General features: G+C 44.9%; 24 protein-coding genes. 23 read left to right on the forward strand and 1 reads right to left on the reverse strand.

Annotated features, from left to right (window positions below):
* Positions 1 to 122: 122 nt before the first annotated feature.
* Positions 123 to 926, reverse strand: a complete 804-nt coding sequence (gene suhB, locus AB4512_RS07945; protein ID WP_017062836.1) for an inositol-1-monophosphatase — start codon at positions 924 to 926, stop codon at positions 123 to 125.
* A 181-nt stretch (positions 927 to 1,107) separates the two neighbouring features.
* On the opposite strand from suhB, the gene trmJ reads away from it, so the two are divergent.
* The 23 genes from trmJ to urtB all read left to right on the forward strand — a co-directional run bounded on the left by trmJ (position 1,108) and on the right by urtB (position 24,672).
* Positions 1,108 to 1,836 (forward strand): tRNA (cytosine(32)/uridine(32)-2'-O)-methyltransferase TrmJ, encoded by a 729-nt coding sequence (gene trmJ, locus AB4512_RS07950; protein WP_004735091.1) that lies wholly within the window; start codon positions 1,108 to 1,110, stop codon positions 1,834 to 1,836.
* Between the two features lie 116 nt (positions 1,837 to 1,952).
* Positions 1,953 to 2,474 carry a Fe-S cluster assembly transcriptional regulator IscR gene (iscR, locus tag AB4512_RS07955; protein ID WP_010440512.1) on the forward strand — a complete coding sequence of 174 codons (522 nt, stop codon included), beginning with the start codon at positions 1,953 to 1,955 and terminating at the stop codon, positions 2,472 to 2,474.
* A gap of 27 nt (positions 2,475 to 2,501) precedes the next feature.
* Positions 2,502 to 3,716, forward strand: a complete 1,215-nt coding sequence (locus tag AB4512_RS07960; protein WP_010440514.1) for an IscS subfamily cysteine desulfurase — start codon at positions 2,502 to 2,504, stop codon at positions 3,714 to 3,716.
* Positions 3,717 to 3,749: 33 nt separating this feature from the next.
* Positions 3,750 to 4,127, forward strand: a complete 378-nt coding sequence (iscU, locus tag AB4512_RS07965; protein WP_004735094.1) for a Fe-S cluster assembly scaffold IscU — start codon at positions 3,750 to 3,752, stop codon at positions 4,125 to 4,127.
* 98 nt (positions 4,128 to 4,225) lie between these two features.
* Positions 4,226 to 4,549, forward strand: coding sequence for an iron-sulfur cluster assembly protein IscA (iscA, locus tag AB4512_RS07970; protein ID WP_010440519.1), 324 nt, complete (start codon positions 4,226 to 4,228; stop codon positions 4,547 to 4,549).
* A gap of 84 nt (positions 4,550 to 4,633) precedes the next feature.
* Positions 4,634 to 5,149, forward strand: a complete 516-nt coding sequence (gene hscB / locus AB4512_RS07975) for a co-chaperone HscB (RefSeq protein ID WP_010440522.1) — start codon at positions 4,634 to 4,636, stop codon at positions 5,147 to 5,149.
* A 22-nt stretch (positions 5,150 to 5,171) separates the two neighbouring features.
* On the forward strand, positions 5,172 to 7,022 hold the full coding sequence (hscA, locus tag AB4512_RS07980) for a Fe-S protein assembly chaperone HscA (protein WP_017062518.1): 1,851 nt from the start codon (positions 5,172 to 5,174) through the stop codon (positions 7,020 to 7,022).
* A 20-nt stretch (positions 7,023 to 7,042) separates the two neighbouring features.
* Positions 7,043 to 7,381, forward strand: coding sequence for an ISC system 2Fe-2S type ferredoxin (gene fdx, locus AB4512_RS07985; protein ID WP_010440525.1), 339 nt, complete (start codon positions 7,043 to 7,045; stop codon positions 7,379 to 7,381).
* A gap of 134 nt (positions 7,382 to 7,515) precedes the next feature.
* On the forward strand, positions 7,516 to 7,716 hold the full coding sequence (iscX, locus tag AB4512_RS07990; RefSeq protein WP_004740335.1) for a Fe-S cluster assembly protein IscX: 201 nt from the start codon (positions 7,516 to 7,518) through the stop codon (positions 7,714 to 7,716).
* Positions 7,717 to 7,922: 206 nt separating this feature from the next.
* Positions 7,923 to 9,218, forward strand: coding sequence for an aminopeptidase PepB (gene pepB, locus AB4512_RS07995; protein ID WP_372174728.1), 1,296 nt, complete (start codon positions 7,923 to 7,925; stop codon positions 9,216 to 9,218).
* Positions 9,219 to 9,324: 106 nt separating this feature from the next.
* Positions 9,325 to 9,759, forward strand: a complete 435-nt coding sequence (ndk, locus tag AB4512_RS08000; protein ID WP_016797173.1) for a nucleoside-diphosphate kinase — start codon at positions 9,325 to 9,327, stop codon at positions 9,757 to 9,759.
* A gap of 441 nt (positions 9,760 to 10,200) precedes the next feature.
* Positions 10,201 to 11,343, forward strand: coding sequence for a bifunctional tRNA (adenosine(37)-C2)-methyltransferase TrmG/ribosomal RNA large subunit methyltransferase RlmN (locus AB4512_RS08005; protein ID WP_372149739.1), 1,143 nt, complete (start codon positions 10,201 to 10,203; stop codon positions 11,341 to 11,343).
* Positions 11,344 to 11,783: 440 nt separating this feature from the next.
* Positions 11,784 to 12,740 (forward strand): cytoskeleton protein RodZ, encoded by a 957-nt coding sequence (gene rodZ, locus AB4512_RS08010; protein ID WP_017069311.1) that lies wholly within the window; start codon positions 11,784 to 11,786, stop codon positions 12,738 to 12,740.
* Between the two features lie 7 nt (positions 12,741 to 12,747).
* Complete coding sequence (ispG, locus tag AB4512_RS08015) at positions 12,748 to 13,869, forward strand: flavodoxin-dependent (E)-4-hydroxy-3-methylbut-2-enyl-diphosphate synthase (protein WP_009848294.1); 1,122 nt, start codon at positions 12,748 to 12,750, stop codon at positions 13,867 to 13,869.
* 70 nt (positions 13,870 to 13,939) lie between these two features.
* A complete protein-coding gene (gene hisS, locus AB4512_RS08020; RefSeq protein WP_017062514.1) occupies positions 13,940 to 15,208 on the forward strand; it encodes a histidine--tRNA ligase in 1,269 nt (422 codons plus the stop codon).
* Between the two features lie 79 nt (positions 15,209 to 15,287).
* Positions 15,288 to 15,902, forward strand: a complete 615-nt coding sequence (locus tag AB4512_RS08025) for a YfgM family protein (RefSeq protein WP_017062513.1) — start codon at positions 15,288 to 15,290, stop codon at positions 15,900 to 15,902.
* Between the two features lie 10 nt (positions 15,903 to 15,912).
* Positions 15,913 to 17,073, forward strand: coding sequence for an outer membrane protein assembly factor BamB (bamB, locus tag AB4512_RS08030; protein WP_017062512.1), 1,161 nt, complete (start codon positions 15,913 to 15,915; stop codon positions 17,071 to 17,073).
* Positions 17,074 to 17,231: 158 nt separating this feature from the next.
* Positions 17,232 to 18,713: a ribosome biogenesis GTPase Der gene (der, locus tag AB4512_RS08035; RefSeq protein WP_017062511.1), complete on the forward strand. Its 1,482-nt coding sequence runs from the start codon at positions 17,232 to 17,234 to the stop codon at positions 18,711 to 18,713.
* A 131-nt stretch (positions 18,714 to 18,844) separates the two neighbouring features.
* On the forward strand, positions 18,845 to 19,747 hold the full coding sequence (locus AB4512_RS08040; protein ID WP_017062510.1) for a metal-dependent hydrolase: 903 nt from the start codon (positions 18,845 to 18,847) through the stop codon (positions 19,745 to 19,747).
* Between the two features lie 289 nt (positions 19,748 to 20,036).
* Positions 20,037 to 21,038, forward strand: a complete 1,002-nt coding sequence (locus AB4512_RS08045; RefSeq protein WP_372174730.1) for a sensor domain-containing diguanylate cyclase — start codon at positions 20,037 to 20,039, stop codon at positions 21,036 to 21,038.
* A 36-nt stretch (positions 21,039 to 21,074) separates the two neighbouring features.
* The gene (locus tag AB4512_RS08050; RefSeq protein ID WP_017056199.1) at positions 21,075 to 21,302 is read left to right on the forward strand and encodes a zinc ribbon domain-containing protein; all 228 of its coding nucleotides are present in this window, start codon (positions 21,075 to 21,077) and stop codon (positions 21,300 to 21,302) included.
* 294 nt (positions 21,303 to 21,596) lie between these two features.
* Positions 21,597 to 22,883: an urea ABC transporter substrate-binding protein gene (gene urtA / locus AB4512_RS08055; protein ID WP_372174732.1), complete on the forward strand. Its 1,287-nt coding sequence runs from the start codon at positions 21,597 to 21,599 to the stop codon at positions 22,881 to 22,883.
* Between the two features lie 160 nt (positions 22,884 to 23,043).
* On the forward strand, positions 23,044 to 24,672 hold the full coding sequence (gene urtB / locus AB4512_RS08060) for an urea ABC transporter permease subunit UrtB (RefSeq protein ID WP_372055855.1): 1,629 nt from the start codon (positions 23,044 to 23,046) through the stop codon (positions 24,670 to 24,672).

The following is a 24,672-nucleotide window of genomic DNA, read 5'->3' on the forward strand; positions in this document are numbered from 1 at the left end:
TCTCGTATCTCGTATCTCATATCTCGTATCACAGATACAAAAAAGCCTCGCTATAGCTATATAGCGAGGCTTTGGAATTTTTATGCGCCCTTAAAATAGGGAGCGTTAACGTAAGGTCTGAATTACTTCAGCATACCTTCGTTAGCGTTCTCACGAACGTGCTTAAGAATAGACTTAACACCACGTGCGCTTGAAGCAACAACATTACCAGAAGTCATGTAATCAGTACCGCCAGCAAAGTCAGTCATGATAGCACCAGCTTCACGAGCGATTAGATCGCCAGCTGCTAGATCCCATGGCTTAAGGCCAAGTTCTAGGTAACCATCAACACGGCCAGCTGCTAGGTAACATAGGTCAAGAGCAGGAGAACCTGTACGACGGAAATCAGCACAGTCGATGAATAGACCAGAGATGATCTTCATGAAAGATTCAGAGTGTTGTTTTTGCTTGAATGGGAAACCAGTCGCTAGAACAGTACCTTGAAGGTCTTTTAGTTGAGTAACACGCATACGAGCGTTGTTAAGTTGAGCGCCAGCGCCACGTTGAGCTGTGAATAGCTCGTTTAGCATTGGGTCATAAACACAAGCAACTTCTGTACGACCGTTCATGCGAACAGCGATAGATACAGAGAAGTGAGGGAAACCTTTTACAAAGTTGTTGGTGCCATCCAGTGGGTCAACGATCCATTGTACATCAGAGTCTTTACCTTCAGTCAGGCCTTTCTCTTCAGAAATAATGCTGTGCTCTGGGTAAGATGCTTTGATTGTCTCAATGATCATGTACTCAGCTTCTTGAGCAATGTTAGTAACGTAATCGTTGTTACCTTTTAGAGACGATTCGATCTTATCAGTTGTTTCTAGAGATTTAGCAATATGGTTGCCAGCTTTACGCGCAGCGCGTATCGCAATGTTTAGCATTGGATGCATATGGTTTTTCCCACAAGATGTTAAAGAACAATTTAAAGCGGCGGCGAGTATACCAAAGTTTTACCAAAAGGGAAGTGGTTATTTTTTGAACTCTTGGTTTCACATTACGCGAAGGGTCTGACCATTTTACTTTGCTATGTGTTAATATCTCGCGATTATTTTTAAAGTGGTGTCATATAGCATGTTAGACAATGTAAAAGTCGTTCTGGTTGGTACGTCTCATTCGGGAAATATCGGATCAGCAGCTCGCGCAATGAAAGTGATGGGTTTGAGTCAATTAGTTCTTGTAGACCCTCAATGTGAAGTTGACGAGCAGACCTTAGCACTGGCTGCGGGTGCTGGTGACATCGCAGAAAACGCGACCATTGTGTCTACATTGGATGAAGCCGTAAAAGACTGTGGTTTGGTGGTTGGTTCAAGTGCTCGTTCAAGAACGCTTGAATGGCCAATGCTAGAGCCTCGTGAATGCGGACAAAAGTTTGCCGTTGAAGGTCAAAAGCACCCAGTCGCATTAGTCTTCGGCCGTGAGCGCACTGGCTTGACTAACGATGAGCTTCAGAAGTGCCACTTCCATGTATGTATCCCAGCCAACCCTGAATACAGTTCACTGAACCTAGCAATGGCGGTACAAACGCTAAGCTATGAAGTTCGCGTGGCACACCTTGATATGGTTGCGAGCCAATATCAACCACAGCAACAAGATGAGTACCCACGTCACGAAGAACTAGAAATGTTCTATGAACACCTTGAAAAAGTGATCATTGATACCCAATTTATCTCTAAGGATAAACCGGGTCAGGTGATGAATAAACTACGTCGTCTGTTCAGTCGAGCTCGTCCAGAGTTGCAAGAGATCAACACTCTACGCGGCATTTTGACTTCAATTGAGAAGAGCAAAAACGACAAATAAAAACCACAAAAACTCTAAGGGTGAATACTTGACTAAAATAGTCAACTAAATACTTGACCAATTTAGTCGGGTATGGGAAGATTCCAACCACATAAACAATGTGGATTCGGTGTGATATGAAACTTACATCTAAAGGAAGATATGCGGTAACAGCTATGCTAGATGTAGCACTGCATTCGCAAAAAAGCCCAGTTCCTCTGGCTGATATTTCAGAGCGACAGGGCATCTCATTATCTTACTTAGAACAGCTATTTTCTAAGTTACGTAAAGCTGGCTTAGTTGCTAGTGTTCGTGGTCCTGGCGGTGGTTACCGTTTAGGTGCTGAAGCGAGCGACATCGCTGTCGGAACTGTAATTGCTGCAGTAGACGAATCAGTTGATGCAACTAAGTGTCACGGTCGAGCAGATTGCCAAGGTGGTAGTCGTTGTTTAACTCACACTCTTTGGCGTGATTTAAGCTCCCGAATCAGCAGCTTCTTAAATGACATTACGCTCGGTGAGCTAATGAAAGATAACGAAGTTTTAGAGATTTCTGATCGTCAAGATATCGATCTTGCGGTTAATAATGGTTTTGCACATAAAAATACGAGCACTACAACGATTAGTGCAGCACCTCACGGTGTTAATGCCCGCTCTTAGCGGTCAGTTTTTACATTGGAGTAGAAAATGAAACTGCCTATTTACTTTGACTATTCAGCTACATGCCCAGTCGATCCACGTGTTGCTGAAAAAATGGTTCAGTGCATGACGATGGACGGTAACTTCGGTAACCCTGCATCTCGTTCACACCGTTACGGCTGGCAGGCAGAAGAATCAGTAGATAATGCTCGTGAGCAAATTGCCGATCTACTAAATGCAGACCCACGTGAGATTGTTTTCACGTCAGGTGCTACAGAGTCAGACAACCTTGCGATTAAAGGTGCAGCGCACTTTTACGAGAAGAAAGGTAAGCACGTAATCACGTGTAAAACAGAACATAAAGCGGTTCTTGATCCATGTCGCCAACTAGAGCGTGAAGGTTTTGAGGTGACTTACCTTGAGCCTGAAGCAAACGGCATCATTGATTTAGACAAGCTACAAGCAGCAATGCGTGAAGATACGGTTCTTGTTTCTATCATGCACGTAAACAACGAGATTGGTGTAATCCAAGATATCTCTGCAATCGGCGAATTATGTCGTTCACGCAAGATCATCTTCCACGTTGATGCGGCTCAGTCTGCGGGTAAAATCCCACTAGATGTAAAAGAGATGAAAGTTGACCTTATCTCTCTTTCTGCACACAAAGCATACGGCCCTAAAGGCATTGGTGCTTTGTACGTTCGTCGTAAGCCACGTATTCGTCTTGAAGCACAGATGCACGGTGGAGGTCACGAACGTGGTTTCCGTTCTGGTACGCTTGCTACTCACCAAATCGTGGGTATGGGTGAAGCTTTTGCTGTCGCTAAACAAGACATGCAGAAAGATTATGACCACGCACTAGCACTTCGCGAGCGTCTATTGAAAGGGGTTCAAGATCTAGAAGCAGTAACGGTAAATGGCGACTTAGATCAACGTGTACCACATAACCTAAACGTGAGCTTTGCTTTCGTTGAAGGTGAATCTCTGCTTATGTCTTTAAAAGACTTAGCGGTATCATCAGGTTCTGCATGTACATCAGCGAGTCTTGAGCCTTCATACGTTTTACGCGCTCTTGGCTTAAACGATGAACTGGCACACAGCTCAGTACGTTTTTCATTCGGCCGTTTCACTACGGAAGAAGAAATCGACTACGCGATTGCACAAATCCGTGTAGCAGTAAATAAATTACGCGACATGTCTCCTCTATGGGATATGTATAAAGAAGGGATTGATTTGAACACTGTTGAGTGGGCTCATCACTAATCTCACGGAAATAGAGGATTCGAGGTAACTATCATGGCATATAGCGAAAAAGTAATTGATCACTACGAAAACCCACGTAACGTAGGTTCGTTTGATAAAGAAGATCCAAGTGTAGGTAGCGGCATGGTTGGCGCACCAGCTTGTGGTGACGTAATGAAACTGCAAATCAAAGTATCTGCAGAAGGTATTATTGAAGACGCAAAATTCAAGACTTACGGTTGCGGTAGCGCAATCGCTTCTAGCTCACTAGTCACTGAGTGGGTTAAAGGTAAAAGTATTGATGAAGCAGCTGCTATTAAAAACTCTGAAATCGCAGAAGAGCTAGAGTTGCCACCAGTGAAAGTTCACTGTTCAATTCTTGCTGAAGATGCAATCAAAGCAGCGGTTGCGGATTACAAAAAGAAGCACTAATCGTTTCTACAACGTAATCACTTCAAAAAAGTAATATTTGGGAGCACCCTTTGTGCTCCCCCTGAGTTCTCAATTTATATAAAACACAAGGTTGTAGTATGGCCATCACCATGACAGATACGGCAGCAAGCCGAGTTCAAGCTTTCCTAGATAACCGAGGTAAAGGTATCGGGTTGCGCTTAGCGGTAAAAACTACTGGCTGTTCGGGTATGGCGTATGTACTGGAATTCGTTGACGAGCTCAACGAAGAAGACGAAGTGTTCGAGCATTCAGGTGTTAAGGTCATCATTGATCCAAAGAGCCTAGTTTACCTAGACGGTACTGAGCTTGATTACGTAAAAGAAGGCCTAAACGAAGGTTTTGAATTCAACAACCCTAACGCGAAAGGCGAATGTGGTTGTGGTGAGAGCTTCAATGTATAAACGCCTCAATCGTTGAGCGTTTATAATGAGCGAAGAATAAAATTAGGCTCTAAGTAAAGAGCCTAAACTTAGGACCACCGTTACATGAATCATTTCGAATTATTTGGGCTACCACTTCAGTTTCAACTGGATGGTAGCCTTCTTTCTTCTCAGTTTAGAGATCTGCAACGCCAATTCCACCCTGATAAATTTGCCACGGCTTCTGAGCGAGATCGCTTGCTGGCTGTGCAAAAAGCTGCGCAAATCAATGATGCGTACCAGGTGTTGAAAAATCCAGTCAGCCGCGCTGAATACCTGTTAGTTCAACATGGTGAGGATATTCGTGGTGAGCAGCAGACTATGCAAGATCCTATGTTCCTGATGGAGCAAATGGAATTGCGTGAAGAGCTGGAAGATATCGCCGACAGTTCTGATCCTGAAGATGCTTTGTTTGCATTTGAAGGAAAGGTTAGCAAAATGTATAAACAACAATTAAGCGCTATCCAACAAGAACTCGACAGCGAAGCTTGGTTAGAAGCTGCAGACCGAGTAAGAAAGCTTAAGTTTATTGCAAAATTAAAGAATGAAATCGAGTTAGTTGAAGATCGTTTGATCGGCTAGTTCGTATAACAAGGACACATCCATGGCACTACTTCAGATTGCAGAACCAGGGCAAAGCGCCGCTCCTCACCAGCACAAGCTTGCAGTGGGTATTGATTTAGGTACAACAAACTCATTGGTTGCGTCAGTGCGCAGTGGTGAGGCAAGCACGCTTGTTGATCAACAAGGTCGCAGTATTCTCCCTTCCGTTGTTCACTATCAGTCAGAGTCGTACACCACTGGTGATGAAGCGCGTGTAAATGCACAAACTGATCCTAAAAATACCATTATCTCAGTTAAGCGATTAATCGGTCGTTCACTGTCAGATATTCAACAGCGATACCCATCTCTGCCATATCAGTTTGAAGAAAGTGATAATGGCCTGCCTGTGATTAACACAGCGCAAGGAAATAAGAACCCAATTCAAGTATCTGCAGATATTCTTCGTGCACTCGGTCAACGTGCTGAGTCGACGTTAGGTGGTGAATTGGCTGGTGCCGTGATTACCGTCCCTGCGTACTTTGATGATGCACAACGTGCAGGTACCAAAGACGCAGCGCAACTTGCTGGTCTTCATGTGTTACGTCTTCTTAATGAACCCACTGCAGCTGCGATTGCTTATGGCTTGGATTCAGGTAAAGAAGGGGTAATCGCTGTTTATGACTTAGGCGGTGGTACGTTTGATATCTCTATCCTACGCCTGTCTAAAGGTGTCTTCGAAGTTTTAGCAACCGGTGGTGACTCTGCATTAGGCGGCGATGACTTTGACCATTTAATTGCGGATCATTTCCAAGAGCAAATGGGCTTGTTAGAGCTGACAGCAGAACAGAACCGTATTCTTCTAGACGCAGCAACAGAAGCGAAGATTGGCTTATCTGAAGCTGAAAGCGTTAATGTTGAAGCACTAGGTTGGTCTGGCTCTTTAACTCGTGAAGAGTTCGAAGAGATCATCAAGCCACTAGTTAAGAAAACGCTGCTTTCGTGCCGCCGAGCACTGAAAGATGCGGAAGTTGACGCGGATGAAGTACTAGAAGTCGTGATGGTAGGTGGTTCAACTCGTACCTTACTTGTTCGTGAAATGGTCGGTGGCTTCTTTGGTCGTACTCCATTAACCAGTATTAACCCTGATGAAGTGGTTGCGATTGGCGCATCGATTCAAGCGGATATCTTAGTTGGCAACAAGCCTGACTCTGAGATGCTGCTATTGGATGTTATCCCTCTGTCACTGGGTATCGAAACCATGGGTGGCTTAGTCGAAAAGATCATCCCTCGTAATACCACGATCCCAGTTGCTCGTGCACAAGAGTTTACCACGTTCAAAGACGGTCAAACTGCAATGACAGTACACACCGTGCAAGGCGAGCGTGAGATGGTTGATGACTGTCGTTCACTGGCTCGATTTGCTCTGAAAGGCATCCCGCCGATGACTGCAGGTGCTGCTCATATTCGTGTTACTTACCAAGTGGATGCTGATGGCCTGCTATCGGTTACCGCAATGGAGAAGAGCACTGGCGTTCAAGCTGAAATCCAAGTTAAGCCTTCTTACGGTCTAAGCGACAACGAAGTGGCTAGCATGCTGAAAGATTCGATGACGTTTGCAAAAGAAGACATGCAAGCGCGTGCTCTTGCTGAGCAACGCGTAGAAGCGGATCGCGTTATCGAAGGCCTTATCGCTGCAATGCAAGCCGACGGTGACGAGCTACTTGATGAGCAAGGCAAACAACAACTTGTTCAAGCGATTGAAGCACTGATTGAAGTGCGTAATGGCGACAACGCTGATGCTATTGAACTAGAAATTAAGAATACCGACAAAGCGAGCCAAGACTTTGCTTCTCGTCGTATGGATAAATCAATTCGTGCTGCACTGTCAGGTCAGTCAGTCGATAATATTTAATAGTTAGAGAATAGATAAACATGCCAAAGATTATTGTTTTACCTCACGAAGATCTATGTCCAGAAGGCGCTGTTTTAGAAGCAAAAACTGGTGAGACGGTTCTTGATGTTGCACTGAAGGCCGGTATTGGTATTGAACACGCATGTGAGAAATCGTGCGCATGTACAACATGTCACGTTGTGATTCGTGAAGGTTTTGATTCTTTAGAAGAGAGTGATGATCTAGAAGACGACATGCTAGATAAAGCATGGGGCTTAGAGATGGAATCTCGCTTGGGTTGCCAAGCTAAAGTGGCTGATACGGATCTTGTTGTAGAGATTCCAAAGTACACGTTGAACCTGGCTTCTGAAGACCATTAAGAACCTGTTCTCAGTCATGGCTAATACAGCGATGACTGAGAGAGTTATTGCTTAGACAAACATACTAAGAAAACTGGCCTAGAATATAGATCATAAAGGTGACCAAGCGTCGCTGATAAATATAAGGAAGTGTTATGAGCTTGAAGTGGATTGATTCGCGAGATATCGCAATTGAGCTATGTGATTTGTACCCTGATACTGATCCTAAAACGGTACGTTTTACCGATCTGCATCAATGGGTGCTAGATCTTGAAGAGTTCGACGACGAGCCTAACCACTCGAATGAGAAAATCTTAGAGGCTATTATTTTGTGCTGGATGGATGAGATGGATTAATCCTCTTGTCTAATGATTTGGTCGCGGGTTGGTATCAGTCCAATATAAAACGCAGCCAAGTTAACAATTCTTACTAAAAAAAGCGGACCTTATGGTCCGTTTTTTTATCAAAATGACATTTTCCTCCTACATAATGCTAACATCAGTGCGCTAATAAAAAATAATCAGAATCACACACTCACAGTGGTTCATGACAAGGAGAAATCATGTCTACACAGATGTCAGTATTTTTAAGTCAAGAAGCTGCCCAGCCTCAGTGGGGAGCAAGAGCTATTTTATCGTTCTCAGAAGCGGGAGCGACAATTCACATTGGTGAAGGCCACGATCTAGGCGCAGTTCAACGTGCGGGTCGTACGCTTGACGGACAAGGTATCGCATTCGTTTCACTTCGTGGTGAAGGTTGGGATCTAGAAAGCGTTTGGGCTTTCTACCAAGGCTACCGTGGACCAAAGAAAAAGAATGCATTGGAATGGGATGCACTTTCAGAAGCCGATCAAACTGAGCTTGAAGCTCGTATTCACGCAACTGACTGGACGCGTGACATTATCAATAAAACCGCTGAAGAAGTGGCACCTCGTCAACTTGCGACAATGGCTGCAGAATACATCAAGTCAGTGGCACCAGCGGGCACTGTTAAAGCGAAGATTGTTAAAGACAAGGATCTACTAACCGAAGGTTGGGAAGGCATCTACGCGGTAGGTCGTGGCTCTGAGCGTACATCAGCAATGCTGCAACTGGACTTCAACCCAACAGGCGATGAAAACGCACCTGTATTTGCCTGTTTAGTCGGTAAAGGTATTACGTTCGATTCGGGCGGTTACAGTATCAAGCCAGGCCAATTCATGACAGCGATGAAAGCTGACATGGGTGGCGCAGCAACGATTACTGGTGGTTTAGGTCTTGCGATTGAACGCGGTCTTAACAAGCGCATCAAGCTTATTCTATGTTGCGCAGAGAACATGATCTCTGGTCGCGCATTGAAGCTTGGCGATATCATTACCTACAAAAACGGTAAAACAGTTGAGATCATGAACACTGATGCGGAAGGTCGCTTAGTGCTAGCTGATGGCCTGATGTACGCAAGTGCACAAAGCCCTGAGCTGATCATCGACTGTGCAACGCTAACAGGCGCGGCTAAAAACGCATTAGGTAACGACTACCACGCACTATTAAGCTTCGATGATGAGTTGTCTCACCAAGCGCTAACAGCGGCAAACCAAGAGAAAGAAGGCTTATGGCCACTGCCTCTTGCTGATTTCCACCGTGGTATGTTGCCTTCAAACTTTGCTGATCTTTCAAACATCAGCACAGGCGATTACACACCGGGTGCAAGTACAGCAGCGGCATTCCTTTCTTACTTTGTAGATGATTACAAAAAAGGTTGGATTCATATGGATTGCGCGGGTACTTACCGTAAGTCAGCAAGTGACAAGTGGGCGGCAGGCGCAACGGGTATGGGCGTTCGCACACTGGCTCGTCTTCTTATCGACCAAGCAAAATAATAATAAGGGTGAGCGGTATTTTGTGCCGCTCATTCATAAAGCTCAGATCGAAAGATCTCAGTAATTTCAGTATTTAATAACAAAAAAATGAAGTGAAGGAATCCCTATGGCTCTAGAAAGAACGTTCTCAATTGTTAAGCCGGATGCAGTTAAGCGTAACCTTGTTGGTGAAATCTACCACCGTATCGAAAAAGCAGGCCTAGAAATTATTGCAGCTAAAATGGTTCGTCTTACTGAAGAGCAAGCGAGTGGCTTCTACGCTGAACATGAAGGCAAAGAGTTCTTCCCAGCTCTTAAAGAGTTTATGACTTCTGGTCCTATCATGGTTCAAGTGCTTGAAGGCGAAAACGCTATCGCTCGTTACCGTGAGCTTATGGGTAAAACAAACCCAGAAGAAGCGGCATGCGGTACTATCCGTGCTGACTACGCAATCAGCATGCGTTACAACTCAGTTCACGGCAGCGACAGCCCTGAGTCTGCAGCTCGCGAAATCGAATTCTTCTTCCCAGAATCTGAAATTTGCCCACGTCCAGCTCAATAATCGGCACTGCAAATTATTCTAAAGGCTTCACCTCGGTGAGGCCTTTTTTGTAAGTGGATTTTACGCTCTCGATAATTAATTTAGTCGTCATTCTCGAAAGCGACGAAGGAGCGTAATCGGGAATCTGTTTTTGTTATTGGAGATTCCAGATACTTCGTTCCTCAGTTCTGGAATGACGGGGAACTTTGGAGCAACCATCTCGTGGTAAATATTATCGAGCAATTGGTGATTATTTACGTCATTCCCGAAAGCGACGAAGGAGTGTAATCGGGAATCTTTGTTTAAATTGGGTAATCTCAGGCCGATAAATACAATTGTTCAAATTTTAATCGCTTAAGTTTGAATGTCTTAATAAACACAGGGTTTTACAATGCTTGTTGAAGTTGCGTAAAGCCTGTACAATTCGCGCCCTTAATTATTGTTCCGTCATTGAGAGGCATCATGACCACAGCTAAAGTCAATCTACTCGATTTTGATCGTAAAGGTCTTCGTAAATTTTTCACAGAAGAACTGAATGAGAAAGCGTTTCGAGCAGAGCAAGTGATGAAGTGGATTTATCACTTCGGTGTCGATGACTTCGAACAAATGAATAACATCAACAAAAAGTTACGTGAGAAACTTCAACGTCGCTGTGAGATTGTTGCACCTGTTGTTTCTGAAGCTCAACACTCTTCAGATGGCACAATTAAATGGGCGATGAGCGTTGGCGACCAAGACGTTGAAACGGTATACATCCCAGATGGTGACCGTGCGACGCTATGTGTATCTTCACAGGTTGGTTGTGCACTTGAATGTAAGTTCTGTTCTACAGCTCAACAAGGCTTCAACCGTAACCTAAAAGTTTCAGAGATTGTTGGCCAAATCTGGCGTGCATCTCGCGAAATCGGCCTAGAAAAAGAAACCGGTCGTCGTCCAATTACTAACGTTGTAATGATGGGTATGGGCGAGCCTCTATTGAACATGAAGAACCTAATGCCATCATTAGAAATCATGCTTGATGATCTAGGTTTCGCACTGTCTAAGCGTCGTGTAACCGTATCAACTTCTGGTGTTGTTTCTGGCCTTGACCAAATGACAGACAACATCGATGTCGCATTGGCTATTTCTCTACATGCGCCAAACGATGCACTACGTAGCCAAATCATGCCGATCAACGACCGTTGGGATATCCAAGACTTCCTAGCATCTGTTCGTCGTTACATTGCATCTTCAAATGCTAACCGCGGTAAAGTAACGGTTGAGTACGTGTTATTGGATCATGTGAATGATGATATGGACCACGCACGTGAACTTGCTGAGCTAATGAAAGAGACGCCTTGTAAGATCAACTTGATTCCATTCAACCCTTACCCGGGGTCGCCTTATAAGAAGCCAAGCAACTCTCGTATTGATCGCTTCCAAAAAACGCTGATGGAATACAACTACACAGTAACCGTTCGTAAGACTCGTGGTGATGATATTGATGCCGCGTGTGGTCAGTTAGTCGGTGATGTGATTGATAGAACCAAGCGTACTAAAATGCTTAAAGCAGCCTCTGAAGCGAACTTGATTGCCGGTGGTGTGATTGAAGTAAAAGCGCTATAAAACGCGATTAGAACCTAAACAAGCCAGAAGTCTTACTTCTGGCTTGTTGCTTTTCTGGGGTGCAGTTTTTGATTTTTTGGACTTCTTGCCCACGCTTTCTTACATTTTTCGTCAAATTTTGGACAAAACCATGAGCTGACGGTAAATTTTGTTTAAAGTGTTTTTGCCTTGTAATGGCATTAGCTTATGATTAACTAATCTTAAATTAATTTAAGTGCTCGCTTGCTACTGATCATCAATATGTCTATTTAGGTTGGCTACTTGATAAACTAGCTTCCTGAGAAGGTCATCCATAATAAATGAATGATGTTCGCCTTTAAGGGTTGATGATTTAGATAGCAGGAAAAATTCCACATAACGTGGGTTGTTAGATTGAGCTTAAACGACAATAAGAAAACGCTCTCCTCAACCTGCGATAATACTTTAGAAGTTCACTCTCTATGAACACAGAACAAGATACACAAGCGCAAGAAAACGTAGCTCCAGCTTTGGAAGCGGGAACGCTGCTTAAGAACAAACGAGAATCTCTTGGTTTAACGCAAAAGCAGATTTCTGATCGCTTGAAACTTCGCGTTACTCTGATCCAACAAATTGAAGAAAACCAATTCGAGTCAGATCAAGTGGCGACGTTTATGCGTGGCTATATTCGTTCATACGCGAAATACGTCAATCTTGACGAAAAAGTCGTATTGAGTGCGCTGCATCATGCCGGTGATGCTCAGCATCAAGAGCAAGAAATGTTGAGCTTTTCTCGTAAGACCAAAACCGAGAAGCACAACAGCCGTATTATGATCCTGACTTGGAGTATTTTTGCGGTCATTGCGGGTATCTCCTCACTTTGGTGGTGGCAGAACCAACAACAAGACACCCTATCTCAATCTTTAGCGAATACCGAAAGCTCAGAAGAGCTCGCGGTAGAAGAATCACTTGCCCCTGAATTCACCTCTTTAGAAGTGATTGAAGCTGAACAAAATGAAGCGGGTGCTTCTGTTGTTGAAGATACTGAAGGCCTTGCTGCGATAAGCGATGCGGAAGATACTTCAGATGCTGTTACTCCAGCTGACGAAACTTCTGCACAACAAGCAACAGAGACAGAGCCAACTGCTGAAGCTGCTGCGAATGCAGAAACGGTTGAAGCTAGCACGGCTCCTGAAGCTGTGGCTAACGAGCTAGTGATGCAGTTCACCGCTGATTGCTGGATCCAAGTAAAAGATGCAACGGGTAAAACCTTGTCGACTGGCATCAAAAAAGCAGGTCAGTCGTTAAATCTATCAGGAACTGCGCCATATAAAGTGATTCTAGGTGCGCCAGAAGGCGTATCAATGACATTTGCAAGTGAACCTGTCGACCTTTCTGGGTATACTTCAGGCAAAGTAGCTAGAATAACCTTACCTTAGAGTTAATATGCAACACGAATCTCCTATTATTCGTCGCAAATCAACCCGTATTTATGTGGGTGATGTGCCGATCGGTGATGGTGCACCAATTGCTGTGCAATCCATGACCAACACAAGAACAACAGATGTAGCCGCGACCGTTGCTCAAATTAGAGCTCTGGAAAAAGTTGGCGCTGATATCGTTCGCGTATCTGTACCGACTATGGATGCAGCTGAAGCCTTTAAGCTAATCAAGCAGCAGGTCTCTGTTCCTTTGGTTGCTGATATTCACTTCGACTACCGTATCGCACTTAAAGTGGCGGAATACGGCGTTGACTGTCTGCGTATCAACCCAGGTAACATCGGTAACGAAAGCCGTATCCGCTCAGTTGTTGATTGTGCACGTGATATGAATATTCCGATTCGTATTGGTGTTAACGGCGGTTCTCTTGAGAAAGAGATCCAAGAGAAATACACAGAACCTACAGCAGAAGCGCTTGTTGAATCAGCAATGCGTCATGTAGATATCCTAGACCGTCTGAACTTTGATCAATTCAAAGTCAGCGTGAAGGCGTCTGATGTATTCCTTGCTGTCGGTTCTTACCGTTTGCTGGCTAAGCAGATTGATCAACCTCTCCACCTTGGTATTACCGAAGCGGGTGGTGCGCGTGCAGGCTCTGTGAAGTCAGCGGTAGGTTTAGGTATGCTTCTTTCTGAAGGTATCGGCGATACGCTGCGTATATCGCTAGCGGCTGATCCGGTTGAAGAGATCAAAGTTGGCTTTGATATTCTTAAATCTTTGCGCATTCGTTCGCGTGGCATCAACTTCATTGCGTGTCCGAGCTGTTCTCGTCAAGAGTTCGATGTTATTAACACCGTTAATGCCCTTGAAGAGCGCCTAGAAGACGTGATCACTCCAATGGACGTATCTATCATCGGTTGTGTGGTTAACGGCCCTGGTGAAGCTGAAGTGTCTCACTTAGGTTTAGCTGGTAGTGCACGTAAGAGTGCCTTCTACGAAGATGGTAAGCGTCAGAAAGAGCGCTTCGACAACGATGACCTTGTCGACAAACTTGAAGCTAAGATTCGTGCAAAAGCGTCAGTGCTTGATAAAGCAAATCGCATTGATGTAGAAAACTTAGAAGATTAATACAACGCGATGGGGTGTGATTGTCTATTCGCACTAACACCTGGTCGTGAGAAATTACGGAATAAATACTGTGGCTAAAAATATTCAAGCAATTCGAGGCATGAACGACTGCCTTCCAACTCAATCACCACTGTGGCAGAAAGTAGAAAGCGCAGTTAAAAACGTGGTGAGTGCATACGGTTACAACGAAGTACGTATGCCTATCGTTGAAGAAACAAACCTATTTAGCCGTGCAGTTGGTGAAGAGACAGACGTTGTTTCTAAAGAGATGTACACCTTTGACGACCGCAATGGCGATAGCCTAACGCTGCGTCCAGAAGGCACAGCTGGTTGTGTACGTTCATGTATTCAAAACAGCCTTATCAACCGTGATGAACAGCGCCTATGGTACATGGGCCCAATGTTCCGTCACGAGCGCCCTCAAAAAGGTCGTTACCGTCAATTCCACCAATGTGGTGTTGAAGTGTTTGGCCTAGACGGTCCAGACGTTGACGCAGAACTTATCATGATGACAGCACGTCTATGGCGTGAGCTAGGCATCGACAAGCACGTTCGCCTAGAGCTGAACTCAATCGGTTCTCAAGAAGATCGCGTTAGCTACCGCACTGCGTTAGTGGCTTTCCTTGAGCAACACATTGATGTGCTTGACGAAGACTGCAAACGTCGCATGCACACTAACCCTCTACGTGTACTTGATACTAAGAACCCTGATGTTCAAGCTATCTTAGGTGACGCACCTCGACTATCTGAATATCTAGGTGAAGAATCGAAGCAACATTTTGCTGGTTTGTGTGAACTTCTTGACGCTGTTGGTATCGAATACCAAGTTAATGAGCGTCTAGTACGTGGCCTAGATTACTACAACCGCACTGTATTTGAGTGGATCACAGACAGCCTTGGTGCTCAAGGTACAGTATGTGGCGGCGGTCGTTACGATGGTCTTGTTGAGCAACTAGGCGGCAAAGCAACCAATGCAGTTGGCTTCGCAATGGGCCTAGAGCGTTTGGTTCTGATGATGGAAACGCTAGAGCTAACAGAAGTTCGTCGTAGCGTTGATGTATACGTAGTTGCTGCTGGCGAAGGTACTATGATCGCGGGCATGCAGTTAGCGAATCAATTACGCGACACCGTTGAAGGCGTGCGTGTAATGAACCACTTCGGTGGTGGTAACTTCAAGAAGCAATTCAAACGTGCTGACAAAGTAGGTGCTGTTGTGGCGCTGGTACTTGGTGAGAACGAAGTTGCTGACAATACAGTTGTGCTAAAAGATCTGGTTGGCGGCGAGCAAGAAACCGTGTCTCAAACGGAAGTTGCAGAGAAAGTTGCTGCGCTAATCTAATTAGCCATTGAGCAAACGCTCATAATGAATACTAACGTCAGCACTATGCTGGCGTTTAAAGAATTAAAGAGGACAGGAAGTGGAACTTTACGATAGCGAAGAGCAACAAGTTGAAGCCATTAAAGATTGGTGGAAAGAGAACGGTAAAGCCGTAATCTTTGGTGCGGTTATTGGTTTAGGTGGTCTATTTGGCTGGCGCTATTACCAAGATTCAGTAGTTGAAGCGCGTGAAGCAGCTTCAGAAAGCTACACCTCTGTAATTTCAGCTCTTGATGTTAAGGGTGTTGATGCTCAATCTGATATTCAAGCTTTCATCGACGCAAACAAAGATGCTGAGTACTCAGTACTTGCTGCTATGCAACTAGCAAAAGTACAAGTACAAGCAGGCGATCTAGCGGCGGCACTTGAACAGCTCGAGTGGGCAAAATCGGCAACTAAGGACGCGGCACTTGCGCCACTACTTACTTACCGTGTTGCACGTATTAAAGCTGAGCAAGGTGAATTTGACGCAGCACTGACTGATCTTGCTGCTATGACAGACGAATCTTGGAAAGGCCGTGTTGCTGAACTGCGTGGTGATATCTCACTTCGTAAAGGCGACACAGACGCAGCATACAGTGCTTACACAGAAGCACAGCAAGCTGTTGACGCTAGCCAAACGCTTCAAATCAAACTTGACGACCTAGCTAAATAAGGCGCTTTGAATGAAGAAGATGTTTCCAAAAGCGGCGTTGTGTGCGATTGCTCTTGGCCTACTAGCTGGCTGTGCGGGTGAAGAAGACACCGTAATCATGGCTCCAGTCCCAACGGTAAACAGCGAGTTCACTCCTAGTCAGGAATGGTCTACGTCGGTTGGTGATGGTGTTGGTCACTACTTTTCAAAACTAACGCCAGAATTGGCTTACGACAAAGTGTTTGTTGCAAGCCGTGAAGGTATGGTTAAAGCGCTTGATCCTGATACAGGTAAAGCGCTGTGGAAAGTCGATCTTGAGAAAGACGTATTGGCTCGTTTATCGGGTGGCTTAACGGCGGCTTACGGTAAAGTTTTTGTTGGTTCTGAAAATGGCGAAGTGATCGCACTGGAAGAATCGACCGGTGAAGAGCTGTGGCGTGTATCAGTCAATGGCGAGGTGCTTGCATCCCCAGCAACTGATAGCAACATGGTCATTGTTCATACCAGTCGCGGTATGTTGATCGCGTTAGATCAAGCAAGCGGTGAACAAAAATGGACCATCAGTACGGAAGTACCAAGCCTAACACTGCGTGGCGATAGCTCGCCTGTTGCAGTTTCTGGTGGTGTATTCTGGGGTACAGCAAATGGTCGTCTAGCTGCGGCTATCGTTGATCGTGGTCAGCTTATTTGGCAACAGCCAGTAGGCACACCAAAAGGTGCAACGGAAATTGATCGTTTGGTTGATGTTGATGCATCTCCAATTGTTCTTGGTGGCACCCTGTATACCGTAGGTATCAATGGTCAGCTGATTGCTATCGACCTTCGTTCTGGTAAGCCAATTTGGAAACGTAACTACTCATCAGCGATTGATTTAGCAAGTGATGGTAGCCGTTTGTTCGTTGTTACCGACAAAGACCATGTGGTTGCGGTTGATGCGCGTAGTGGTACTGAACTGTGGAGCACTCCATTGTTAGAAAACCGCTTACTGACAGCACCTGCTATTATTAATGGTTATGTAGTCGTGGGTGATACTGAAGGTTATCTGCACTGGTTGGATCGTTCATCGGGTGAGTTTGTTGCTCAACAGCTTGTCGATGATAGCGGCTTTGCGGTTGCACCAATTGAACTGCCTGAAGGCTACTTAGTGACGACTCGCAATGGCGATGTAAAGAAACTAACGATTAGCCAATAAAAGCGTGATATAATTCACAGTCGGCTCCTGGTTGGTAACAGCCAGGAGCCGTTTTGTTGTTAAAAATTAATAAACCGTGTGGTTATAGGTAAGAGTTTAAACTTGCGAACAAGTGCTTACCTATAACTACATTTAGAGAAGAAATTGTAGAGGTTGTTATGGTACCTGTTGTTGCTCTAGTAGGGCGTCCGAACGTAGGTAAATCTACGTTATTTAACCGATTGACTCGAACTCGTGATGCATTGGTTGCGGATTTCCCTGGCTTAACGCGTGACCGTAAATACGGTCATGCTCATTTTAGCGAGCATGACTTTATTGTTATTGACACTGGCGGTATCGACGGTACTGAAGAAGGTGTTGAAACTAAAATGGCTGAACAGTCGCTAGCGGCGATTGATGAAGCTGATGTCGTTCTATTTATGGTAGATGGCCGTGCGGGTCTAACACCTTCAGACGTGGCGATTGCTAAGCACCTACGTCAACTAGAAAAGCCTTCAATGCTAGTAGTAAACAAGGTTGATGGTATCGACCCTGATGCTGCAAGTGCTGACTTCTGGCAACTAGGTGTAGAAGACATGTACCAAATCGCTGCGGCGCATGGTCGTGGTGTTACTGCACTTATTGACCTTGCTCTTAACCCATTCGCAGAAGCGCTAAAAGCTGAGAATGGCGAAGTAAGCGACTTAACTGAGTTTGAAGACGAAGAAGAAGAGCAGGTTGAATTTACAGAAGAAGAAGCTGAAGCAGAATTCAAGCGTCTTCAAGATCAACCGATCAAACTAGCGATCATTGGCCGTCCTAACGTAGGTAAATCAACGCTAACGAACCGTATTCTTGGTGAAGAGCGTGTGGTTGTTTACGATATGCCAGGTACGACTCGTGACTCTATCTACATCCCAATGCAGCGTGACGAGCGTGAATACGTTCTAATCGATACTGCGGGTGTTCGTCGTCGTAAAAACATCAACGAAACGGTAGAGAAGTTCTCAGTGGTTAAAACACTGAAAGCGATTGAAGATGCTAACGTTGTATTGCTGCTTATCGATGCTCGCGAAAACATCTCTGATCAAGATCTAAGCTTGCTAGGCTTTGCGTTGAACGCTGGTCGTTCAATTGTTATTGCCGTAAACAAGTGGGATGGCCTAGATAACGACGTTAAAGAACGCGTTAAGAAAGAGCTAGACCGTCGCTTAGGCTTCGTTGATTTCGCACGTATTCACTTTATCTCTGCACTTCACGGTACAGGTGTTGGTCACTTGTTTGAGTCTGTACAAGAAGCTTACAAGTCAGCGACTACTCGTGTTGGTACTTCTGTGCTAACTCGTATCATGAAGATGGCGACTGATGATCACCAACCGCCTATGGTTCGTGGCCGTCGTGTGAAACTGAAATACGCGCACGCTGGTGGCTACAACCCACCGATTATCGTTATCCACGGCAACCAAGTTCGTAACTTGCCAGATTCATACAAACGATTCTTGATGAACTACTACCGTCGTTCACTAGAAATCATGGGTACACCTATTCGCATTCAATTCCAGAACAGCGAGAACCCATTTGAAGCTAAGACTAACAAGCTGACAATTTCTCAAGAACGTAAACGTAAACGTATGATGAGCATGGTTAAAGGTCGTAAGTAAACCTTTCCAATAGATTTGATACCCGAGCCTGTCTCGGGTATTTTTTTAAGCAAAATTCACGTTAAGCCATAACAATACGTTTTTATCATCATGGCTCAACGAATCAGACTAGATTCCAGAAGAAGAACGATATGACTACTAGCGATTTGATTACACCTGTGTCAGCAATCACACCAACCATCACTCAATTTTGTCATCAGGCTTGGCAGCTCAATGCTAAAGCGCAGTACGTTGAAAGCGATGACAGCAAAACTTACCTGATCACCGACGTGACACCTTTCCACCCAGTGAGTCACATTTGGCCAGATCACCCTGCAGACCAAGGCTTTGTGAGTGTTGGTGACGTGCTATATCCAGTTGAAGACTGCCTTGTTGGTGCTATAGAACAATCTACTGGCAAGCTTCATATCGCAGCAGATATCCCTGTTAAGCGTGATACGGAAGGGTGGGCGTTTGTTGTTGTCCACCAGCTACCTACATCTGCTTCTATGATTAAGGTTAACGACGAAGTCGTGTTGTCGGTTGATAAAGAGTACCAAGCCAGTTTGAGCCGTGGTCACAGTGCTGGCCACATCGCTTTCCTAGCTTTGAATAAAGTATTGGCTGAGCGCTACTGGCGTAAAGATGCGGATAGAAAAGATCCGCTTGGCAGTTACGACTTCAATAGCTACGCACAAGTGACGAGCTTTGTGACTCCAGAGCTGTGTTCCGATAAGTATCGTTTAGGCAAAACCCTCAAGAAGCGCGGTTTGAACGTTGCAGACATGCTAGCAAATCTTGATGACATCGAAGCTGATATCAACCAGATGATTGCGGGCTGGCTTGCAGAGCCGACGCCAGTCGCAATGCGACTGGAAGGCGAAGCATTAACAGACTCTCGTTATTGGGAATGGCAGTTGGATGCCGACACTTTAGTGTCTATTCCGTGTGGTGGTACTCACATTGAGAACACCTCAGAGCTTAAGGCATTGTCCGTTAAGTTAACCCAGTTAGATGACCAGCATATTGAAATGCTGACGCATGTAATTCGATGATCTAGACTACAGATCGAAATAGCTTGTGCTGTTTGTTTTGTTTTTGCATGTAACTTTTAATATAAATGACTGTTTAAAATTGAAATGCAGCACATGTAACTTATGCTTTCGGTGTGTGGTGATATAAATATTCTTTTTGGGGTAGATCGCTGATCAAAATAGATAAAGCGAAAGATCAACCTATGATCTTCGATTGTGTGTCGTACTAATTTAGTGTGTTATTATTAACCAATAACAAGCTTGCATAAGAACAAGTTGTACCCGATTACACAATTGAAAGCCTTAGTGAATGGAACAACAATTTTTATTAGAAGGTCATCGAGCCGTCAATAGCTTGCTACGGAAGCTTGCGCTTGGGATGGATCGCAAAGATTTAAATCACAAGATTATTCAGCTTACCGAGCAGCTTTTTGGGCAGCGCATGGCTTCAATTCTACTGCTCAACTCAGAGTCTAAAATGTTACACCTTGAATATGCCCCAAACCTGCCTGATTTTTACAATCAACAGATTGAAGGGGTAGGAATTGGTGCGGGGATAGGCTCTTGTGGCGAGGCAGCTGCGCTTAAGAAAGCAGTGATGATCTCCAACATAAATGCACACCCAAACTGGGCACCTTTTCTGGCCCTCACCAATCAAGCGAATTTGCATGCCTGTTGGTCGGTCCCCATTATCTCGTCACGCGGTAATGTGTTGGGTACCTTCGCTATTTATAGTCAGTACATCTCTGAACCACATGAATTTGAGCTCGAGATCTTAGAGCTACTGGCTTCCCTGTATTCGGTAGCACTAGAGAAGTTTGAGCTGGAGAAGCAGCTAAACTTTTTCGCTAATCGAGATTCTTTAACCCATTGCTTGAATCGTCGCGCATTGTTTAATGAAGCGGAGAAAGTGTTGGCCAAGCGATGCTTTTCTGAAAAGGTGATGGCGTGTTTGTTTGTTGATGTCGATAAGTTCAAATCGATAAATGATACCTATGGCCACAGTTTCGGTGACGATGTGCTGTTGGCGGTTGCCGAAGTTCTTGATGAGGCAACCACAGCATGTGCCAAGATAGGCCGTTATGGTGGCGATGAGTTTGTGGTGTTCTCTTGCTTTGATGATCAAGAAAGCGTTGTTAGCTTCTACCACAGCTTAGAGAAAGCACTGCAACAAGCGCTTTATATCAATGATGTGCAGTTCTCAGTGAGTGTTGGGTTGTCTTGTGAGAAAGATCCTCAAGGATTAGACCAGTTGATCGCACAAGCTAATAAGAACATGTACCAAATCAAGCAAGCGAAGTCTCAGCGGTAGTAGATTGTAAAAATAGTAGTGAATTAGGAAATGCTAATGAGTGAAAATATCTGCCCTAAGTGCCAGTCTGAGCTAGCTTGGGATGGCAAGTATCATTGTGAAAGTTGTCAGGCTCACTTTACTAAAGTTGGGTTTTGCCCTGAGTGCAGCAGCCAACTTGAGAAGCTTCAAGCCTGTGGTGCGGCGAGCTATTTTTGCAACGGTGATTGCAACGAGTTGAAATCAAAGTCGAGAGTAAAATTCGAATTTCAACCTGCGGAATAGCCTTAAACTACATGGTTTGAACGACCATCGGTGATGTTATACCAGAGACTCAATACTAAAGTGTTGGGTCTTTTTTGTATCTGAAGAACAGGAATGTGTCATCTTGGTTCATTCCCACCGTCACTGCACCAGTATGAAACATAGTTACATGATTGCTATGCACTCTATTGGTGTGAGTTTCTTTTAAATTCTATTAATACAATTACTTATAAATAATTTCGTTGGTTTATAAGTTTGGCACTCTTCTTGTAACTCTGTAATTGAATAACAAAAATACAATTATGGAGTAATATCATGAACAAGGTGTTCAATTTATCGCTAACTGCACTGTGTACAACACTTTCATTTTCTTCTGCAACAGTGTTTGCTGCTGATGAGACCATCAAGGTCGGTGTTCTACACTCACTCTCTGGCACCATGGCGATCAGTGAGACAACGCTAAAAGATACCGTGCTAATGCTCATCGAAGAGCAGAACAAAAAGGGTGGTTTGCTTGGTAAGAAGCTAGAGCCTGTCGTGGTTGACCCTGCGTCAAACTGGCCGCTATTTGCTGAGAAAGCGCGTGAGCTTATCGAAAAAGAGAAAGTGGATGTGGTGTTCGGTGGTTGGACGTCGGTATCACGTAAATCCATGCTACCTGTCTTTGAAGAACTCAACAGCATCCTTTTCTACCCAGTACAGTATGAAGGTGAAGAGTCTTCTAAAAACGTTTTCTACACCGGTGCCGCGCCAAACCAACAAGCGATCCCAGCAGTGGATTACTTGATGGAAGAGCTTGAAGTCGAGCGCTGGGTACTTGCAGGTACCGATTACGTTTATCCACGTACAACCAATAAGATTTTAGAAGCCTACCTAAAAGATAAAGGTGTCGCAGAAGAAGACATCATGATCAACTACACGCCATTTGGTCACTCTGATTGGCAATCTATCGTTTCAGACATCAAAAAGTTCGGTGAAGCTGGCAAGAAAACCGCTGTGGTTTCTACTGTAAACGGCGATGCGAACGTACCTTTCTATAAAGAGCTAGGCGCTCAAGGCATTTCATCTGAAGACATCCCAGTTATTGCATTCTCTGTTGGTGAAGAAGAACTGTCAGGCATGGACACAGAACCATTGGTTGGTCATCTAGCGGCATGGAACTACTTCATGAGTGTTGATACTGAAGCTAATGAAGAGTTCGTTGAAACGTGGCAGTCGTTCATCAAGAGTGAAAAGCGTGTCACCAATGACCCAATGGAAGCGCACTATGTTGGCTTCAATATGTGGGCTCAAGCGGTCACTAATGCGGGCACAACCGATGCTGAAGCGGTGCAAGATGCATTGATTGGTGTGTCTGTTCCAAACCTATCTGGTGGCTACTCTACCATGCTGCCAAACCACCACATTACTAAACCAGTCCTGATCGGTGAAATCCAAGGCGATGGTCAATTCGATATCGTTTGGGAAACCACTGGACTAGTGGCGGGTGATGCTTGGTCGAGTTACTTACCTGAATCGGCAAAACTGTTCTCTAGCTGGTCGAAGCCATTCTCATGTGGTGCGTTTAACGTCGAAACGAAGAAGTGTTCTGGCGGTAACTAGATCGTCAATTCAGGAATATTGAGCCTTCCGGTTTGGGAAGAACGCGTCTGTTTAACGGGCGAAGCGAACGGAAGGCTCATCGTTTCAGGTAACAACCACTATCCACACATCCTCCAAGTAAAAATAACAATATCTAACTTGGTTGGTTAAGGAAGCAGGGATGAAAAACGTATTAAACGTATTTAAAGCGCTGTTGCTCATGGCAGTCAGTGCTCAGTTGGCTTTTGCTGGAATAACGGATGAAGCTAGCTTTACCAAGGCGCTAGTTGGTAAGAAAACATCGGATAAAGAATTAGCTATCGATTGGGTGATTGAGACGCAAACGGAAGATGTGTCGAAAGCTATTTTAGATGGCTGGTTAAACGGAAACCTTTACTACTTCAATGAGAAACAGAGCGAGCAGTACAAACAGCTCTACCTCATTCAAAGTATCAAAACAGCGACGTCAGCTCAGTCAGTATGGGATGATTCAACGCTTAATATCGAGAATGCGAGACAGTTTAAAAAGGTTCGTGTGAATAACAAACTTCGCGGGATATTACGCGGGGAAATAGCCTCGATTGGACTGAACAGCGGCAACCCTGATGTGCGTTATAAGGCGGTTTTGGATTTGTTAGGAACCAAAGACGCTGACATTATCGAACGACTAACTGAACTCAGAGCCAATGAATCAGATGGCAAAGTAGCTGAGCTAATGGATTTGTCGTTAGCGATTGCCACTTCTCTTAATAACAGTGCCACCATTGAAGATCGTGTGGCTTCAATTGAACGAGTTGGCGACTTCAAACACTCGGTCGTTCTGAAAACACTGAACCAACTACTGAACAGTGAGCAAGATCCAAGCATTACCGCTGCAGCAGAACGTGCGATGGATAGCTATCAACAAAGCCAAGCACTCTATTCGGGTGTAGAAACAGTATTCTTCGGTTTGAGTTTAGGCTCGGTATTGGTACTGGCAGGCATTGGCTTAGCGATTACCTTTGGTGTGATGGGCGTTATCAACATGGCTCATGGCGAGCTGATCATGATTGGCGCTTACACCACCTACGTATTGCAGTTGTTGATGCCGAATCATATTGGCCTAGCGCTGATACTTTCCATTCCAGCGGCATTCATTGTTTCTGGCTTAGTGGGCATTGCGATTGAGCGAAGTGTGATTCGTCATCTTTATGGTCGCCCATTGGAAACCTTACTCGCGACCTTTGGTATTAGCTTAATCTTGCAGCAGGCTGTTCGTTCTATTTTCTCTCCTTTGAACCGCTCAGTGAGCACGCCTGAATGGATGTCTGGAGCACTTCAATTAAACCCAATGTTGTCCCTGACCTACAACCGCCTTTACATCATTCTCTTCTGTGGTTTGGTGTTTATGGGCTTATTAATGGTTCTGAAAAAGACACCACTAGGTTTGCAGGTTCGTGCGGTTTCTCAAAACCGTGGCATGGCTCGTGCGATGGGTATTCGTTCAGAGCGAGTTGATGCGATGACCTTCGGTTTAGGCTCTGGCGTTGCGGGTGTTGCAGGCGTGGCACTGTCTCAACTGACCAACGTTGGCCCTAATATGGGACAGGCGTACATCATCGACTCATTCATGGTGGTGGTATTCGGCGGTGTTGGCAACCTATGGGGCACGCTAGTCGCAGGCTTAAGCCTTGGTCTGTTCAATAAAATTTTAGAACCATGGGCTGGTGCGGTTCTCGCCAAGATTCTGGTACTGGTTTTCATCATTCTATTTATTCAAAAACGCCCACGCGGACTCTTCCCGCAACGTGGTCGTGCGGCTGAAGGTTAA

The organism is Vibrio sp. 10N.222.52.B7 (assembly GCF_041474275.1).
Classification (GTDB): Bacteria; Pseudomonadota; Gammaproteobacteria; order Enterobacterales; family Vibrionaceae; genus Vibrio; species Vibrio crassostreae_C.